The organism is Variovorax sp. GW823-FHT02B07, assembly GCF_058797695.1.
Map to the genome: position 1 here is coordinate 218,134 of NZ_JBXAJX010000002.1, position 17,207 is coordinate 235,340.

A 17,207-nucleotide genomic window follows, 5' to 3' on the forward strand; every position below is an offset into this window, starting at 1 on the left:
GGAGGACGATCAGGCCTCAGGCCCACACTTCGTCGAGCACGGGGTTTTGCAGAATGCCTATGCCTTCGATCTCCACTTCGCAGACGTCGCCCGGCTTAAGCCAGACCTGCGGCGTGCGCGCCAGACCCACGCCCGAGGGCGTACCGGTGATGATCATGTCGCCCGGCTGCAATTCCATGCCTTCCGAGCACGCGGCAACGAGGGTCGCTACGTCGAAGATCATGTCGCGCGTGTTGGCGCTTTGCAGCACTTCGCCGTTCAGTCGGCAGGTCAGCTGCAGGCCGGTGGCGCCTGCCGGCAGTTCGTCCGCTGTGACGAATTCGGGGCCGAAGCCGCCGCTGCGATCGAAGTTCTTTCCCCACAGCCATTGGCCGGAGCGGAACTGGTAGTCGCGGATGGAACCCTCGTTGAAAATGGCGTAACCGGCCACGTGCGCCAGCGCATCCTCCTTGGCGATGTAGCGGCCTGCCTTACCGATGATGGCCACGAGTTCCGCCTCATAGTCGAACTGCGTGGAGACCCGCGGGCGCACCAGGGGCGCGCCGTGTGCGACCCATGAAGAGGGAAAGCGCTGGAACAGGACCGGGTGCTTGGGCGGCTCGAAGTTGCTTTCCGAGGCGTGATCGACGTAGTTCAGGCCGATGGCGAAGGCCTTGGAGGGGTTCTGAAGGGGGGGCAGCAGTTTCAGCTCGGCGAACGCCAGGTGCTGCGTCGCGCGGGCGGCGGCATCCTTCACGGCGCTCAGTCCGTCGGGGTGCTTGAGCAGCGCGTCCAGCGTCGACGGCAATCCGACTTCGGTGAGGTTGACGACCTGCGAACCGGTTCGCAGCCCCAAGGCGGGCAGGCCGTTGCTGGCGATAAAGGCGATGAGTCTCATGGTGTGGCTTTCAAGGCCGGCTTATGCCGGCTGCTCCAGGTTGGTGATGAAATCGGGGGGCAGTGAAGGCCCCCACACATACAGCGAGTCTTCTGGCGGATGGTCTGCCGCGGGCCACTCGCTGTCGGCCGGCACGTAGTCGATGTCGTGCGAATACTCGGCATAGCTGCCCCACGGATCGCGCACGTAGTAGAAGTAATTCGACCCGAGCACGTGCCGCCCCACGCCCCAGCCTCGCCCATGGCCGGCATTGCGCATCTGCTCGGAGCCGCGCCCGACCTCGTCGATGCTGCCCACGTCCCAGCTCGAATGGTGCAGGCCGGCCGCGTGCGACTTCGCAAAGGCCACCAGATGGTGATCGGAGCCATGGGCTCCATGCAGGAAGGCGATCAAGTCGCCGGAATGATCGGACAACCGCAGGCCCAGGATCTCCTGCGAGAAGCGGATCATTCGCGGCACGTCGGGCGTGAAGAAAAGCACGTGCGACAGGTAACGGGGGCGAACCTGCAGCGCGCGGCTGCGCGCTGGCGCGGCGCCATGGCCCGGTGCGACGGGCGGTGTCACGACCGGGCGGGACTTGTGCGAGGGCGACACCTTCGACGCTGCCACGAGCTGCAGGTGTGTGCCGTCCGGGTTGCGCAGCCAGACGCCCTCGGCATCGCCCAGCGGGTGCGGCTGTGCCTCGAGGCCAGCCGTGACAATGCGTTCCCGCAAGGCATCCAGCTGATGCGCATGCACGCCATAGCGCACGTACTCGAGTTGCTTCGACCGGCCCGATGCATGGACCCAGGCCCAGCAATGCGGATGACCGAAGGTGTGCAGCGCCAGGCGGTTGCCCTCGCGGCGCACGTCCAGGCCGAAGGCGCGGTAGAACTGCTCGGCCTCATGCAGGTCGGGCACGCTGAACACGAAGCGGTCGACCGAATGGACCGACGCATGGGGGGCTTGATTCATACCTCAGCCTCCTTTGTGTCGTCGGGGCAGGCACGCAGGGTCGCTGCGAAGCAGCTGCAGATTTCGTCATTGGCGCGCCGTGCAGCCTCCGAGACCTCGAAGAACCCGAAGAAGGGATGGAACATGTCTTCGTAGCGCAGCACCTGCGTGGCAATGCCAGCCGCCTGCAGCCGCGCCGCATAGGCCAGCCCCTCGTTGTACAGGGGGTCGCACCCTGCCACGGCGATGACCGTGGCGGGCAAGTCGCCCAAGTCTGCGCAGTGCAGGGGAGACGGAGGAAAGTCCGTCGCACGGTCCGCTGCCGTGCCCAGGTAGAGCCGCGCCACCTCCCGCAGGTCGTGCGGCGTGAGCATTGGATACGCACACCCATCGTTTCTCTCGAGCCTGACCGTGTCGCGTGCGAAATCGACGCCGGGCACGATGAGCAGCTGACCCGCGAGCGCAAAGCCGCGGTCGCGAACCTGGATAGCCGACGAGGCAGCGAGATTGCCGCCCGCGCTTTCCCCGGCCACGGCCACGCACGCGGGATCGCCACCGAGGGCCACGGCGTTGGCCAGCGCCCACAACGTGGCAGCCAGCGCGTCGTCGTGCGCGGCGGGAAAGGGATGCTCCGGCGCGAGTCGATAGTCCACGGACACCACCACCGCCTCGATGTCGCGACACAGCTTGCGCGCGATGTCGTCCATCAGCTCGACGCTTCCGAGCACGAAGCCGCCGCCGTGGAAGAAGACGACGGTCGGCAGCGACGGCCTGTGCGAATGCGGGCGGTACACGCGCACCGGAACGCGCACGTCTGCGTGCGCGGCAACGGTGTCCTCCGCAGACTGCACATCCGGCAATCCGGAGCGCTCGCGCGCGGCAAGGACCGCGGCGCGCATGCGACCACGCGCCTCGTCCGGCGTGCCGCTGAACGGTGGGGGCGCACCGCGTGCCTGCAGGACAGCAACCACCACGGCGAGTTGGGGATCAAGCTGCGGCATGGCCGGCATCACATCTCCCCCAGCACGTGTCGTTGCGAGTCGAAGGCGCGGGCGCGCAGCGCGTCGACATCGATGTGCAGCATGCGGCCATTGCGCTTCACCGCGCGTCCGGCGACGTAGACGGAATCGACATTGCCTGGATGGGCGGCCAGCACGATGGCCCCGACGGCGTCGGACACGGGGGTGAGGTTCAGGTCGTCCTGCCGCACCAGAATGAGGTCGGCCTGCTTGCCCGGCGTCAGCGATCCCGTCTTGTGCGCCAGCCCCGTGGCCTTTGCACCGGCGATCGTGCCGAACTCGAGCACGTCACGCAAAGTGATGGTCGGTGGTGCGTTCGCGGCCTTCGAATGGCCGCCACCCATCCAGGAGCGGTAGTGCGCAAAGGCATGGCGCATCTGCGTGAACATGTCGCCAGCGCATTTCGTTTCGGTATCGCCGCTCAGGCTGGGACGGATCCCGGCGGCCAGCAACCGGTCGAATGGGATATCGCCGATTCCCTGCGCGTTCAGTTCGCAGTGCACGCCCAACGAGGCCGTCACGCCCGCGTCGGCCATCATGGCCAGTTCGTCGTCCCCGCAGAAGCAGCAATGAACGAAGGTAAGGTCGTCGCCCAGCACGCCGGCCTGGTGCATCTGGGCGATCGCGCGGACCGGTGCATTGCGCGCATACGCGCCCATGTGGATGGTGGAGCGAATGTCTAGTTCGCGCGCCAGGCGCAGGTCCTGCAGCCAGACCTCGCGGCGTGCCATTTCCGGGCCGCGCCCGGCCATCGCCAGCGTCAGCAACTGGTCGTCCGAAGAGAAGTACTGGCTGCGCAGCCTGCGGATGTCCTGCGGATGACCGCGTTCGCTGTCGAACATCCAGGAATGCCCCTCGACCAGCGGCCAGCCATGGGCGAAGACCCCCCGGATGCCGGCGTCGCGCAGGGCTAGGATGGCGGCGTCCGCATGCTCCGGTGTGTTCTGGACATGCGACCAGTCCAGCATCGTGGTCGTCCCGCTGTCCAGGGCCGACACCGCGCCCAGCAGGGTGCCGGCATAGACGTCCTCGGTGCGGAAAGCAGCCCCCTTGGCGCCGAGCATTTCCACGAAGTAGATCTGAGGATCGATGTCCGCATAGCGATGCCGCACGCAGGTTTGCCAGGTGTGCCGATGGGTGTCGACGAAACCCGGCATGACGATCATGCGTTGCGCGTCGATGCGCTCGGCCGCTTCGGTCTCGATGTGGGGGGCGACCGCGACGATGCGCTCGCCTTCGATCAGGACGTCGCCGCGGCGCAGGTCGCCGATGGTGGGGTCCATGCTCAGGACCCAGCCACCGGCCAGGAGGGTGCGGTGGGTGTTCACGGCTTGCTCCGCGTGAGCCAGCGGCCCAGTTGCGCCTCGACCTCACCGGCCCGTGCCAAGGCGCTGCTGGCCCAGGCGACGTAGCCGTCCGGGCGCACCAGGATGCCCGTCACGCCGTCCATCTCTGCCGGTACGCGGCCGACGCGGGCGCTGACGACGTTCAAGGGCAGGCCAGCGCACTGCAGCGCTTCGAACTGGCGGCTCTGGCCTTCCAGGTCGAGCAGCAGGAACTTGCGATCGCGCAGGAGCTCGGCCGGCCGAAGCGACCGGCCATCGAGCGTGAGGAGGTCGAAGTCGGGCAGGCGGCAACCGGTCAGCGCGTGGTTGCCCGCTTCGTGCGGATACGGCGCTTCCAGCCCGCACAACTCCAGCACCAGTTTGCGCTGCACGTCCGGCAGCGGAATGATCTGCTCGGCCATGCGCCGCTTGAGTGTGAGGCCGCTTTCGTCGAAGTTGAACTGCAGCACACACTGCGCCTTGACGCTCTCCAGCAGGGCGCGCATGACAGGCAGGCGCTCCGCGTCGTAGCTGTCCAGTGTCGACTCATCGGCATGGCCGTTGACCACGTTGGCCAGCTTCCACCCCAGGTTGAAGGCATCCTGCAGGCAGAAGTTCATGCCGACGCCGCTGGCTGGATAGTGGATGCGGGCCGACTCGCCCACCAGGAACACGCGACCCTTTCGCAGCGACGGCACCGAACGCATCTGGTCGTCGAAGCGCGATGCCCAGCGGTGGCTGGTGACGCCGTAGTCGGTGCCGTGCACGTCCGCGATGCATTTCAGCGCTTCTTCCAGGGTGACGGGTTCATCCTTCGGTGCCATGCGTCGGTCGCGATGGACGATGTTGAAACGGGTGATGCCTTCACCGAAGGCGTAACCGCGCACCCAGCCCATCTCGTTGTCGACGTTGATGCGTCCTCCGGGCCAGGGCGCATCTAGGTGCGCATCGATGACGATGCCGCGGAAGGTGCCGGAATGGCCATCGAACGGGATGCCGGCACCGGAGCGCACCGTGCTGCGGCCGCCGTCCGCGCCGACGAGGTAGCGCGCGCGCAGCGTCGCTGGCGCCCCCTGGGCATCGGTGACCGACACGGTCACGCCGCTGCCATCCTGCTCGAAGGACTGCAGTTCCGTGCCGCGGCGAATTTGCGCGCCGCTCTCGGTCGCCCATTGCCAGAGGATTTCTTCGGTGAAGTTCTGTGGCAATCCCAGCGTGAAGCCGAATCGGCTTTCCAGGTACTGCCAGCGAATCGGATGAAAGCCGGCCCATATGTGCGAAGGCCGAAACGGGTACGGCACGATCTCGCGCGTGCGCTCGATGAACCGATCCGCAATGCCACGCGCATCGAACAACTCGAGCACGCGCGGCAGGATGGTCCCCGCCCGCGACTGCACGCCCTCGGTCCTGCGTTCGAGCACCAGCGTCTTAGCGCCCGCACCCGCCAGTTCGGCGGCGAGCGTCAAGCCCGAAGGGCCACCCCCTACCACGATGACATCCCATGACTGCATGTTTGTTTGCTCCCTATTCAGGCTGGATGCCCGCTGCCTTGATGGCCGCTTCGACCATCGGGCGATCATTCGAAATCAGGCGCGCCAGGTCTTGCGGCGAGCCGCCCATGACGCGCCACTGTTCTTCCTCGATCTTCTTGCGCACCTCCGGCAGCTGAAGCGCCTGGGCGAAGGCGGCGTTGAGCTTGCGCACGATCGGCTCCGGCGTGTTCGCCGGTGCGACGAAGCCCATCCAGTTGCCGAACGGGCGGAACGACGGGAACACTTCCGTCATCGTCGGAACGCCCGGCTGCGATGCCAGGCGCTTGTCCGACATGAAGGCCAGCACCCGCACCTGTCCCGCTTTCCATTGCCCCAGCACCGACCCGACGCTAAGCACCGTCACGTCCACGCGACCGCTGAGCAGTTCAGGGATGATGGGCGCGGCGCCCTGGTAGGGCACGTGGAGCATGTCCACGCCCGCCACCGCCTTGAACTGCTCCATCAGCAGGTGGTTGAAGGAGCCGATGCCGACGCTCGCATAGGGCTGCCCCGGCTGCTTCTTCAGCTGCTCTACGAGTGCGCGCAGGTCGGTCGCGGGCAGCCGCGAGCTGACGATCAGGCCCACCGGGATGTCAGCGACGGCAATGACCGGCGTGAAGCTGCGCACCGGGTCGTAGGGCAGGTCCTTGCGCTGCAGGCTGTTCAGGAGCAGGGCCGAGGTCGTCGTCAGTGCCAGCGTGTAGCCGTCCGGCTTGGCCCGGGCCACCTGGGTGGTGCCGAGGATGCCGTTGGCGCCGGCCTTGTTCTCGAAGACGATCGGTTGGCCGAGGATGCGCGAGGCGCGTTCCGACACCAGGCGTCCCACCACTTCCAGCGAAGAGCCTGCAGGATAGGGAAACACGACATGGATGGGCTTGTTGGGATACGCCGTCTCTTGCGCGAAGGCTGGCGTGAGCGCCAGCAGTGCGGTGGCTGCGGCGCAGAAGGTCAGGAAGGTTCGTCTCATTGGGATGTCCTTTTTTCTTGAAGGGCCGCGTCAGAAGCTGTGGCGAACGCCGAGTTGCGTGCCCATGACGTCTTCGCCCTTGGCGAGAACGGGCAGCGCTGGATTTAGTGTTTCGGAGAAGCCCGCGCCATTGTTCAGGCGTGCGATGCCGGCAAAGACGGCCGTGCGCCGAGAGAGGAAGTGCATGTACTGGAGGGCGACTCTGGAGGCCTTGCTTGCCCCTTGCCGCTCGACCAGGTAGCTCGCGCGGATTTCACCGGCGCCGAGCGGCCAGTTTGTGCCGACCAATGCCGAGGAACGTCGGGGTTGGCCCGGATCGTTGCGCTGGATGTAGAAACCGGTCAGGCGCGGACCGCCGAACTTGTAGTCGCCGCCCACCATGAATTCCTTGCGATCGCCGGCGGGCACCGCGTTCTTCTGGATGGTGTAGGCCGCGTGTAGGTCGAAATTCGTGTCGTTGTAAGAGACGCCCAGGCCGGTGTATTGCGCACCCCTGACGCCTTCGCTGGCACTGGCAAGCGCACGCACTTGAAAGCCGCCCATGCGCGGGCTGAGGTACTTGACCGAATTGTTGATGCGCGGCGTGAAGAGGGTCATCGGCCAGGCTGCGCCGATGCCGGTGAAGTAGAAGGGATCGAGCGGCCCGGTGAGGTCGTCCATGGGGATGTAGTTGCGACCCAGCCGCAATTCGCCATAGGGCGTCACCAGCCCAACCATGGCCTCGCGGCCGAAGTAGATTCCGCCGAAACCCACAGTGCCGGTGTCTGCGTTGAAGCCATGATCGAGCTTGAACTTCGCGCCCCAGCCGCCACCCAGGTCCTCGACGCCTTCGAAGATCAGGCGCGACGAGTCGCTGGACAGCGCCGTCAGCGTGCGGGAGCTGCCGTTGGGCGAGGAGATGCGCAGGTGGTCGACGGACATTTCCACCTTTCCGGACAGGGTGATGGAACTCTGGGCGCCTGCGCTCGTGGCAGCCCATGCCGCGCACGCGGCCACCAGATGGATGTGCCTGGCAGGCGAACGGCGCAAGCCGGATCTTGGCGCAGCTGCATGCCGCGCGAGCGATGAGGTCATTCTTGTTTGTCTCCGGGTGAGTGAGGTGACGGACCGAGGCGTCCCTCGATGGGCTCGATTGTTCGCAGCCCACATCCATGCGACAAATGAATTGTTTAAAGTATTGTCATTTGCCGCGCAAATGGAAGAACCGACATGCGATTCGACAAACTCGACCTGAATCTCCTCGTCGTGCTCGACGCACTCCTGACCACCCGCAGCGTGACGCGCGCCTCGGAGCGCGTCTTCCTCAGCCAGCCTGCGACCAGCTTGTCTTTGCGGCGCCTGCGCGAGTACTTCAAGGACGAGTTGCTGCAGCCGATCGGCAAGTCATTCGTCCTCACGCCGCTGGCTGCCGAACTGGTCAAACCGGTCCACGACGTGCTCCTGCGTGTGCAGGCCATCGCCCGGGCGCAGCCGACGTTCGACCCGACCACCTCGCAGCGGCGCTTCGTCATCGATTCCTCGGACTACGTCATCTCGGTGTTGCTGTCGGAGGTGGTCAGGCGTGCGGCCAGCGCAGCGCCTCGGATGGAGTTCGACCTGCGCGCCAGAAGCCCGCAGTCTCGCGACCTGTTGCAGGCCGGAGAGATCGAGCTGCTCATCACGCCGCAGTTCGCCATCGTGCCCGGGCATCCTTCCGAGTTGTTGTTCGAGGACACGTTTTCATGTCTCGTGAGTCCCGAGCATTTCGGCATGACGAAGAAGCTCACGGCGGAGCAGTATTTCGAGGCCTCGCACATCGGTGTCGAGTGGGGCGGTGGTCGGCGCCTGACCTATGACCAGCAGTTGATCGCCGTGGGCAAGCGCGCCCGCAGGCAGGACGTCATCGCGCCCAGCTTCACCCTGGTGCCGCCGCTGTTGGTCGGAACGCCGCGCATCGCCACGCTGCCGACACGGCTGGCGCAGCAGATCGCCGAGCGCTTTCCGCTGCGCGTCGTCGCGTGCCCGGTGGAGATCCCTGCGTTTGCTGAGCACATGCAATGGCACAAGTATCAGGAGCGAGATCCTGCGATCGCCTGGCTCCGCGGGTTGCTTCTGGAGGTTGCGCAGGGTTTGCCGTCGAGCCGGGCGACAACGAAGCGTGTCAGAGGGGCGAGCGAGAAATGACGTAGCCCTTCGAATGCCCCAGGCTGCGCATTGCAGCGGGGCGAGGGTGCGGGGATCACTGTGCTCTACCACTCGTCGAACGACCCGCACTGCTCGTCTGACGAGCATTCCGACTTTCTTCGTCTGTGCGGCAAGGGCGAAGCGGCCGTGACCTGCATGATCGAGCACCTCGAACGCATCGAGGCCAGCCTCGAACTGGGCACCGAGAAGCCCGACCGCCAACTCGACCTTGTGAAGGCGCTGCTTGCCTGAAAAGGCTGCCCGAGTCCCTGTCCCGGCTCAGCGCGTGGTTTTCGCAGCGCGCTTCTTCGGCTCGCGCGCAGCGGGGCCATCTGATGCGACGGCGACCGCTTCCAGGCCTTGCGCGCCTGCGATCAGCCCGCGCAGGAAAACCATGATCAGGCGTCCCGAGGGATCGGGGCGAGTGCTCATCCGCTGCAATGCCAGCCCGTGCGACAGGGCCATGAAGGCTGCGGCCAGCTCGTCCGGTGCGGCGGGAGGCGTGCGCCCGAGCTTGTCGAACAACTGCCCGATCACGCCGCCGATTTCGGATCGGTGCTTGTCCCACACCTTCTGGTACTCCTGCGCGAAGCTTCGACTGCGGTTGGCATGCAGCTGAAGCTCGATGGAAAGCATGCACCAGTCGGCATCGTGATTGAGTGTGGAAGCCCAGGCTTCCAGCTCGGCAAGCATCTGCTCGGGCTCTTGCCGCTCGTCGCCCATGACCTTGAAAAGCTGCAGCGCTTCGGCTTCCATGTGCCGCCGCAGCAACTCCAGCAGGACGTCCTCCTTGCTCGAAAAGTTCGAATAGAAGGCGCCTTGGGAGTAGCCCGCCTTGTCCGCGATGTCGCGGATCGACGCGCCCCCATAGCCGTTCGACACAAACAAGTGCTGCGCGGTTTCGATCAAGCGCTCGCGCGTCTGCGCCCGGCTTTCCTCGCGGGTCAGGCGCGTTTTTGCTGTCGTCGGGGTCATGGTCGAAAAGATATCACATGAACTTTGAATAGCGCCTGCCAGCGCCTCCTTCCGGGTCGCCGTCCTGAATCCCACGTTCGAATATCACTTGATATTTAGAAATGGTGAAGGTACATTCAAAACTCGTTTGATTTTTGAAGTTCGATTGATATGGAAAAACCGAAGCCCTTGAAGACCGCGTTCGTCACTGGCGCGACCGGCCTTCTCGGCAACAACCTCGCGCGCGAGCTGGTCGCGCGCGGCGTCTTCGTCAAGGCCCTGGTTCGCTCGAAGGCCAAGGGCCAGCAGCAGTTTGCGGGGGTGAAAGGCGTCGAGCTGGTGCTGGGCGACATGGCCGACGTGCCTGCGTTCTCCAGCGAGCTGCAAGCGTGCGACGTGGTGTTCCACACCGCCGCGTTCTTCAGGGACAACTTCAAGGGCGGCAGCCACTGGGCAGAGCTCAAGCGCATCAACGTGGACGGCACCCGCCAGCTCATCGAGCGGGCCTACGGTGCCGGCATCCGGCGCTTCGTTCAGACCTCGTCCATCGCGGTGCTGAACGGCGAGCCGGGCGTGCCCATGGACGAGACCTGCCTGCGCGACCTGGCGGATGCCAGCGACGACTACTACCGTAGCAAGATCATGGCCGACCAGGTCGTGCTGGCCTTTCTGGGCGCGCACCCGGACATGCACGCGAGCTTTGTCCTGCCCGGATGGATGTGGGGGCCGGCCGACATCGGTCCCACCTCGTCAGGACAGTTCGTCAACGATGTGGTGCTCGGCAAACTGCCCGGGCTGGTGCCGGGCAGCTTTTCCGTTGTCGATGCCCGCGACGTGGCCAAGGCGCAGATCTCTGCCGCGGAACGCGGCCAGCGCGGTGAGCGCTATCTGGCAGCCGGGCGCCACATGACGATGCAGGAACTGGTGCCCCTGGTTGGAAAGATCGCGGGCATCCGCACGCCGACACGCCACTTGTCCTTTCCGCTCCTGTACCTGCTGGCGGCGGTGCAGGAACTCTATGCGCGGGCCACAGGCAAGCCCATCTTGCTCAGCCTGGCCACCGTGCGGCTGATGCGCAAGGAGGCGGGGCGCAGCCATTTCAACCACACCAAGAGCGAGCAGAAGCTTCAGCTGAAGTTTCGCCCGATCGAGCAAACCGTGGCCGACACGCTCGCCTGGTATCGCGGCAATGGCTGGCTGCCTGGTGTGCCGACCCGAACCGAATCCTGAACAAGAGGAAAAACCGTGACGAACAGATTGATCCTGAAACTCTCGACAGCCTTCGCGGCTGTTCTTTGCATCGCGGCAGCGCCGCAAGCATCTGCGGCCCGAAGTCTCCCGGCCGCCAAGACCGCGGACAGCATGGCCGAGTTCTGCAGCAAGGGGCAGGCGGAGTATCCGCAGGGCATCGCCCGCATGCACCCCTCGTTCAAATTCAACATCTGTTGGTGGCTCGAGGACGCCGGCATCGAAGCAAGCACCTTCGACGAAATCGCCGCAGCGCTGCCGGAACACGCCGGGCCGTCGCAGGCGATCTGGCAGGCGACGTTCAACCAGCCCGCCCAACTGCACCTGGAACGAGCCCGCGCCTCCGAAGCGCGAGGAAACAACGCTGCCGCATCGGTCGAATACAAGAAGGCCGCCTTCTACCTGCGGATGAACCGGCTTCCCAAGCGGGTTCCCACCGCCGATCTGCAGGCAACCGAACGAGCCCATGCGCTCCTGGGAAAGCCGCTCCAGCGCATCGCCTTCAAGACCGGCGCGAAAGAATTTACCGGCTACTTCCGGGCGCCGCCTGCACGAACAAGTCGCAACGAGAAACTGCCGGTGCTGGTGATTCTCGGCGGCCTCGACAACCTGAAGACCGAGATGATCCGGCACAGTGATTACTTCATGGGTCGGGGCTTCGCCACCATCATTGTGGAAAACCCAGACACCGGGGAGAACCAGTTGGGGTTCCGGCCGGAGTCCCATGTGATGTTCGACGCCGTGGCGGACTACATCAAGGCCCGCAGCGACCTGGACGCAAGCCGGGTGGCCTTGTATGGATGGAGCATGGGCGGCTATCTGGGAACGCTTGGCGGGCTGAGCAACGACCTCTACAAGGCGGTGGTCAATGTGGGCGGCCCCAGCGATGCGAGCTTTGGACAAGCGCATTGCAAGGTGGCGCCTGCCTGGATCGTCGCGCCCTACACCGTGTTTGCGAACATGAATCCGCAGACCACACCGCGTGAAGCGATGTGCGAATACTACGAAGCCTTCCAGCTCTCGCGCCAGTTGAAGATGCCGACTGCGGCGCAGCTGCGCAAACCCATTCTCATGGTGAACGGCGCGCACGAAAATCTCGTCTCCAGAGACGAGCCCGCCGCTCTGGCAGCGCTAGGCTTCAACGTGACCCAACTGGTGTTCGGGGATGACGGCCACACGGCGGAATCGAACATGCGTGAGCACTTCGAGTTCACGGCAAACTGGCTCACGCGGCGACTAAAGATGGAAAATCTATCCGACCACTGACGACCATTTTTTGAGGCCGGCGCTACCTGACCCTGCCTTGATTTCACGTACAGCAAGAAATTGGTAACTTCAGAGGTACGGAGAATCGAGATGGGAGAAGGTAAGCTGCCCAAGAGGCAGTACAAAGGGGAATTCAAAGCCCAGGCTGTCGAGCTCGCGGCGTCGGTTGGTGGCGCCACGAGGCCGCGCGACGTCTTGATGTGCCGGTGGCCACCTTGGGTATCTGCATGCGGCACTCGCAACCCTCAGAATCAATTTCATGCCGCTGCGCGTACCGAAGTTCCTGCGACCGCACGACAGTCAACAGCGCCAGTCGCGCCGCCAGTAGAGTAAGACTGTCTGCAGCCCTATAGTTGAGACATTTGGGCGTGGCCACTCCGAGCGTTTTGATTCGTCGCCAACTGTGCACACGCAGGATGGATGATAGAACCGCCCCCCGCGATCGGCCATGAAAGCCAGCGGCCGACCGGAACTGCCGGCTTGCGCTCAGCACGCTTCCACCACTTGCTGCGCGCTCAAGAGCCGATAACCAGGCGTTTACGCGCCTGTGGTTATCGTCGGTTGGGCTTCGGGCTCACTTCTTGAGCACGGTTCTCACGGCCTTGCTGACCATGAAGCGCGATTCTTCGGCAAAGATCTGACTTGCATGCCGGCTCCACATCGGGGCATGGTGCAGCCATACGCGCTGGCGGGCGCGTGTCACGGCCACATACAAAATCCGGCGCTCCTCATCCAGTTGCTCTTTCGACTTGTTCCGGCTGTCGGGTAGCACGCCGTCCGTCACACTAACCACGAATACATGGTCCCATTGCATGCCCTTGGCTTGGTGGATGGTTGTGACGGTGACCGCATCGCCCGCCACGTCCTGAAGGACGCGCGCATTCAGTTCGGCGGCGGACCCAAAGGCCCGGCACATGGGCTGCCAGTTGTTCAGGTGGGCGCGCAAGTCCTTGTCGGCCTGTACGCCTCCACGCAGGCGCAGGTACGCTTGCACGCAGCCCATGTAGCGCGTCTCCAAATGGCGCGACTGGGCCGCCGCCACCTTGGCGGTCTCAGATACGAAGGTCTTCCACCGCTTGGCCTCACGGCTGTCAGCCATGTCATTGAAGCCGATCACGTCCTCAAGCACGAGGCCAAGCGCATCGCGATACCGCACCCGGCGGGCGCGCACGCCGGCACCACTACCAGCGACAAGCGATAGATCGGGCACATGCTGTTCGACCGCATCGACCACCCGAATCAGTTCCAGCAACCGCTCGTCGAGCGCGGGACCGGCTCCGAGCAGCGTAGATGGCACTTCCACCGAACGAAGCGCCTGCGCCACGGGCCTGACGGTTGACCGGTTGCGGCCCAGCACGGCGATACTGGACGGCGATACCCCTCGGCCGATCAGCTTGCGGATGCTGGCGGCCACGCGCTTTGCCATCGTTGTCGAGTCCGTCGAGGTGAGATACCTCGGCTTCTTGCCTGTCGTCTCGGTCTTGATTGAAGGCCCATTCATGGGCTTGGAAAGGGCCTCGGCCAGATCGGCGGTCTCCCGAGTCAAGCGAAACGAGGTGGATAGTGGCAACGTCTTCACGCCCTTGATCACCGCCTTCAAAGGCGTGTAGGTGACGCCGGCGAATCCGTACAGAATCTGCATGCTGTCGCCCAGGGCGACCATCGATTGCACATGGCGAGCCAATTCCACGATGAACTTGATCTGGAGCGTGCTGGAGTCCTGGTACTCGTCAATGATCAAGTGGTCGGCATCCACAGCGTCCTGACCGCGTTTCTTCACGGCCTTCATGCCCTTGCGCAGCATCTTGTCGTAAGCCTCGCTCTCCAGACCAGTGGGGACCGAGATGCCGCCGCCAGCGGCCCGGAGCGCGCAGGCATGGCAGGTCAAGACTGAGATGCCAGAGTGATCACCAAGGCCCAAAGCACGAAGCCGATCCTTGAAGTTGTCGACCGTGGTGTTCGAATGCGAGAGCACCAGAATCTTGGTTCCGCGATCTGTTTGCAGGAGATGGGCGACACGAGCAGTAGCAGCCGTGGTTTTTCCACTGCCAGGACACGCCGGAACCTCAACGTATCGGCTGGTGCCTTCGGCGATGCGCCGGGCCTCCTTTGAGAGCTTGATTTTCTTCATAACGACGGTAAGACGAGATGGTGGGCTTGTGCTGAGCGACTCCGCATCGGATGCGTGATGAGGGGCGCTCCGCGTAGGCATCGGTCATCCGTTTTGAGTGAGATACCGAGAACAACGGAGGCCGAAATGAGAGCCTTCGTCGGCTCTGCGCGCGATGCCAAATGTGTAATGTTTTGGCGGTTGCGCTAACGAGCCAAAACTGATGAAAAGCATCGAAAACGGCAAGAGAAAGACATGTTTTCGAAGCTCAAAACAACAAGCAGAAAGAAAAAGTTGATACCTATACCAGTAGGGGGAACGGTGCGTAGCGCTAGCCAGAGCGAAACCCGTTCAGTGCTGCATTGCGGGCGCTTTCCTCCCAGGTTTTCGCGCTGATCTGGTTGAGCGCGCGAATCATCGAAGGATTCGCCGCCATCGCCTTTTGCAGCACAAACATCGTGCCGACGAGATAGCGCTTGGAACTGAACATCCTGCGCGCGCGCGCATGAGCGGCTTGGTCGCTGGTCGACTTTCCTTTCAAGTTCTTGCCGAGCGCGCCGCGGGAACCAAACTCCCAGAATCGCATGTTCCGGTCCCAGAAGCTATCGAAGTCAAAGTCGTGAAATTCGGCGACCGTGCCGAGTTGCGCCGCGCGAAGCGCCGGACTGCCCTTCAACCGCACCTCTGTGTGCAGGCAATGCTGCCCCTTGGACGGCGTCGAGAGTTTTGAGCGCCGGTCCGCATAGAGGACCAAACGGCGCGTGCGCGTGCGGCGACCGAAGTAGATCGACTGCTCGAACTGCTTGATCTTTCGGGAAGCGTGGCGCAGCGTTGCAGTCTGGAGGAAATAGCGCAGCATCCGGTCTGCTTCGATGCGAAAGCGCGTCGTGTAGCCCCTGGCCACCTCGGCCCCAGCCGGTTCGGCGGCGATCTCGGTACCGATCACCTGCAGCAGCGCGGGGAAGAAAGTGGCATGCGGCTGGCTCACCTCGAGCACATAGGGCCAGTTCGGCGCGTAGGGCACCTTGATGCCCTCCTGGGTGAGTTGACGGCAATGTGCTTTCAGCTCTGCGCGCTGCTCTGCCGAGAGTGGGCCAGTTAGGCGAAGCTTGAGGTGGTCGAATGCATCGACGCGGGTGGGTTTGAGCATGATGATGATCGAAGGGGGGAAGGGCGGGTGGGGGGGCGTTGCGTAAGTTGCGCGATCACGGGCGGTTTGCCGCAACGCTCTTCCAGATCGAGAGCCGCCGAGGGGCGAAGAAAGCAAGCGGTGCTTTTTTTTTGGAGGGCGCTGGTCCTAGTCAAGCGGCTCGGCGCCCCTGCTGCGAAGGGCTCCGATGGGCTGAGACCCGTCGGGTAGTCTGCGCCGGCGGGGAGATGCTCGGCCTAGCCCTCGCTCGAAATGTCGAGGGGCCTGCCACGTCGGGGCGGAAGGTCGAGCAGGCCGGCGTAGGTCTGACGCCAGTCGTCATCGCCTTTGGACGGGGGAAGTGGCCGCATCTTGTCGAGACGGCGTTTGACGCTCGACTTGTTCAGCTCCATGACGGCGCCGATTTGGGCAAGTGAGTCGCCGTCGCGGCGCATCTTCAACATTACGCGGTCGGAAACTTGGGCTGCAATGAAGGCTTGGGTCAAGAAACGGTGGCGACCGCCTTCGACGCTCACCTGAGCCATGATGTCCTGGGAGCCAACGAGAAGACCCGACTCCGCAGTCGAACTGCGAATCGAGAAGGCCGCGTGAAAGAGAGGGTCGGGCTCGCAGACGGCAGCATCGAAAAGCTCGCTCGTCACATCCCGGAAGCGAACGACATCGTCCTCGTCGTCGAAGTGGCTGAACATCAGCACGTAGTAGCCCTGGCGCTTGGCCTCCATGTTCAGTTGGCTGACGCCCTCGAACATGTGCAAAGGGATCGGGTGGGGGATGCGCTGCATGATCGCCAGTGCCTTGTGCGACTCGATGCCGATCGTCTTGCAGTACAGCAGCCCTTCGTTGCTCGCCCAGTCGAAGGCGCGCTCACTGACATGACGGAAGGTATGGTCGGCCGCATCTGCGGGAGCAGGAAACAGCGTTGACTGCGCTTTCAGTTGCTGAAGCACGCGGCCGGGGGCTGTGAGCAACGTTTCGACCGTGTTGCGCTGCATGCGCACGCCGGCGATCGGCTGCCCGGTGCATACCTGCTGGATCGAGTACGCGTTGAGGTAGCCGAGTGGCAGGGCGGGGGTGTACGCGAACATCAGCACGCCGTTTGCCGCAGAAAGCGACGCCGTGGCATCCGGTCCTGTTGCGGTGGGCGCGGCCTTCGGCGGCGGAGGGACGGGCACGTTCACGAAGAACTTGCCGGTGGGAAAGGAGGACATGTGCAATGCCGTACGAATGGTTGAGGATGCCTTGCTCCAGGCCGCCTGTGTGGGCCTTGGGAGCAAGGTAAAAACGAATTCAGTTTGATGCTTGCCACCGGTTAAGACCTAGGCATGATCAAACTAAGGACCGATTAAGGTGAGGGCGACGGCGGTCTCAAGGCCGCATGTCGCCGTAGTCGTTTGAGGTGGCAAGCGGGCCGTCACCGGATGGTCGTCGGGCCGCTTGGTAGGGATGCCGCTGCCTAGGTCGACTCCGTGTGGCCTTCGGCGAGCGACGGGCCAATCATCAGCGCTTGCTGGATCGCTATCACCTCGCTCGCGAAGTAGCCACGCGTTCTTGGGCCGTTAGCGCGCGCCGCTGGAACGATTCCGGCCGAGACCCGGTTGTAGTAAGTTGACCGCGACCAACCCATCAGGGCGATGAATCGGTTGAGCCGGACGAACTGTTCTGG

The 17,207-nt window shown here is 64.0% G+C and carries 14 protein-coding genes and 1 pseudogene; 4 read left to right on the plus strand and 11 right to left on the minus strand.

Translation table 11 applies throughout. The annotated features are described in order from the left end of the window. Positions 1–16 precede the first annotated feature (16 nt). Genes AC1RGU_RS12290 through AC1RGU_RS12320 form a run of 7 tightly spaced genes read right to left on the minus strand, consistent with a single transcriptional unit; the run spans position 17 to position 7,727 of the window. Complete coding sequence (locus AC1RGU_RS12290; protein WP_492699184.1) at positions 17–877, minus strand: fumarylacetoacetate hydrolase family protein; 861 nt, start codon at positions 875–877, stop codon at positions 17–19. A 21-nt stretch (positions 878–898) separates the two neighbouring features. Next, a complete protein-coding gene (locus AC1RGU_RS12295; protein ID WP_062472329.1) occupies positions 899–1,831 on the minus strand; it encodes a VOC family protein in 933 nt (310 codons plus the stop codon). Continuing rightward, positions 1,828–2,820, minus strand: coding sequence for an alpha/beta hydrolase (locus AC1RGU_RS12300; RefSeq protein ID WP_492699186.1), 993 nt, complete (start codon positions 2,818–2,820; stop codon positions 1,828–1,830). The genes AC1RGU_RS12295 and AC1RGU_RS12300 overlap by 4 nt, the downstream gene beginning before the upstream one ends. Beyond that, on the minus strand, positions 2,820–4,157 hold the full coding sequence (locus tag AC1RGU_RS12305; protein ID WP_139701785.1) for an amidohydrolase family protein: 1,338 nt from the start codon (positions 4,155–4,157) through the stop codon (positions 2,820–2,822). Before AC1RGU_RS12305 ends, AC1RGU_RS12300 begins: the two co-directional genes overlap by 1 nt. Further along, positions 4,154–5,665 carry an FAD-dependent monooxygenase gene (locus AC1RGU_RS12310; RefSeq protein WP_492699188.1) on the minus strand — a complete coding sequence of 504 codons (1,512 nt, stop codon included), beginning with the start codon at positions 5,663–5,665 and terminating at the stop codon, positions 4,154–4,156. Before AC1RGU_RS12310 ends, AC1RGU_RS12305 begins: the two co-directional genes overlap by 4 nt. 13 nt (positions 5,666–5,678) lie before the next feature. Then, on the minus strand, positions 5,679–6,653 hold the full coding sequence (locus AC1RGU_RS12315) for a Bug family tripartite tricarboxylate transporter substrate binding protein (protein ID WP_390344562.1): 975 nt from the start codon (positions 6,651–6,653) through the stop codon (positions 5,679–5,681). Positions 6,654–6,683: 30 nt separating this feature from the next. Continuing rightward, positions 6,684–7,727 (minus strand): porin, encoded by a 1,044-nt coding sequence (locus AC1RGU_RS12320; RefSeq protein ID WP_159277269.1) that lies wholly within the window; start codon positions 7,725–7,727, stop codon positions 6,684–6,686. A gap of 135 nt (positions 7,728–7,862) precedes the next feature. Between AC1RGU_RS12320 and AC1RGU_RS12325 the strand changes: the two genes are divergently transcribed. Continuing rightward, complete coding sequence (locus AC1RGU_RS12325; protein ID WP_159270795.1) at positions 7,863–8,816, plus strand: LysR family transcriptional regulator; 954 nt, start codon at positions 7,863–7,865, stop codon at positions 8,814–8,816. 54 nt (positions 8,817–8,870) lie between these two features. Further along, positions 8,871–9,068: pseudogene (locus AC1RGU_RS12330) on the plus strand (GntR family transcriptional regulator); the annotation flags it as partial. 27 nt (positions 9,069–9,095) lie between these two features. Here AC1RGU_RS12330 and AC1RGU_RS12335 read toward each other — a convergent pair. Continuing rightward, on the minus strand, positions 9,096–9,791 hold the full coding sequence (locus AC1RGU_RS12335; protein ID WP_159270796.1) for a TetR/AcrR family transcriptional regulator: 696 nt from the start codon (positions 9,789–9,791) through the stop codon (positions 9,096–9,098). 150 nt (positions 9,792–9,941) lie between these two features. On the opposite strand from AC1RGU_RS12335, the gene AC1RGU_RS12340 reads away from it, so the two are divergent. Beyond that, positions 9,942–11,000, plus strand: a complete 1,059-nt coding sequence (locus tag AC1RGU_RS12340) for an SDR family oxidoreductase (RefSeq protein ID WP_492699192.1) — start codon at positions 9,942–9,944, stop codon at positions 10,998–11,000. Between the two features lie 15 nt (positions 11,001–11,015). Further along, positions 11,016–12,284, plus strand: coding sequence for an alpha/beta hydrolase family protein (locus tag AC1RGU_RS12345; RefSeq protein ID WP_492699194.1), 1,269 nt, complete (start codon positions 11,016–11,018; stop codon positions 12,282–12,284). Between the two features lie 574 nt (positions 12,285–12,858). Here the strand turns inward: AC1RGU_RS12345 and AC1RGU_RS12350 are convergent. The 3 genes from AC1RGU_RS12350 to AC1RGU_RS12360 all read right to left on the minus strand — a co-directional run bounded on the left by AC1RGU_RS12350 (position 12,859) and on the right by AC1RGU_RS12360 (position 16,752). Beyond that, positions 12,859–14,415, minus strand: coding sequence for a 3'-5' exonuclease (locus AC1RGU_RS12350; RefSeq protein ID WP_492699196.1), 1,557 nt, complete (start codon positions 14,413–14,415; stop codon positions 12,859–12,861). Positions 14,416–14,725: 310 nt separating this feature from the next. Further along, positions 14,726–15,544, minus strand: coding sequence for a hypothetical protein (locus AC1RGU_RS12355; RefSeq protein WP_492699198.1), 819 nt, complete (start codon positions 15,542–15,544; stop codon positions 14,726–14,728). A 236-nt stretch (positions 15,545–15,780) separates the two neighbouring features. Then, positions 15,781–16,752, minus strand: coding sequence for a hypothetical protein (locus AC1RGU_RS12360; protein ID WP_492699200.1), 972 nt, complete (start codon positions 16,750–16,752; stop codon positions 15,781–15,783). Positions 16,753–17,207: the final 455 nt, after the last annotated feature.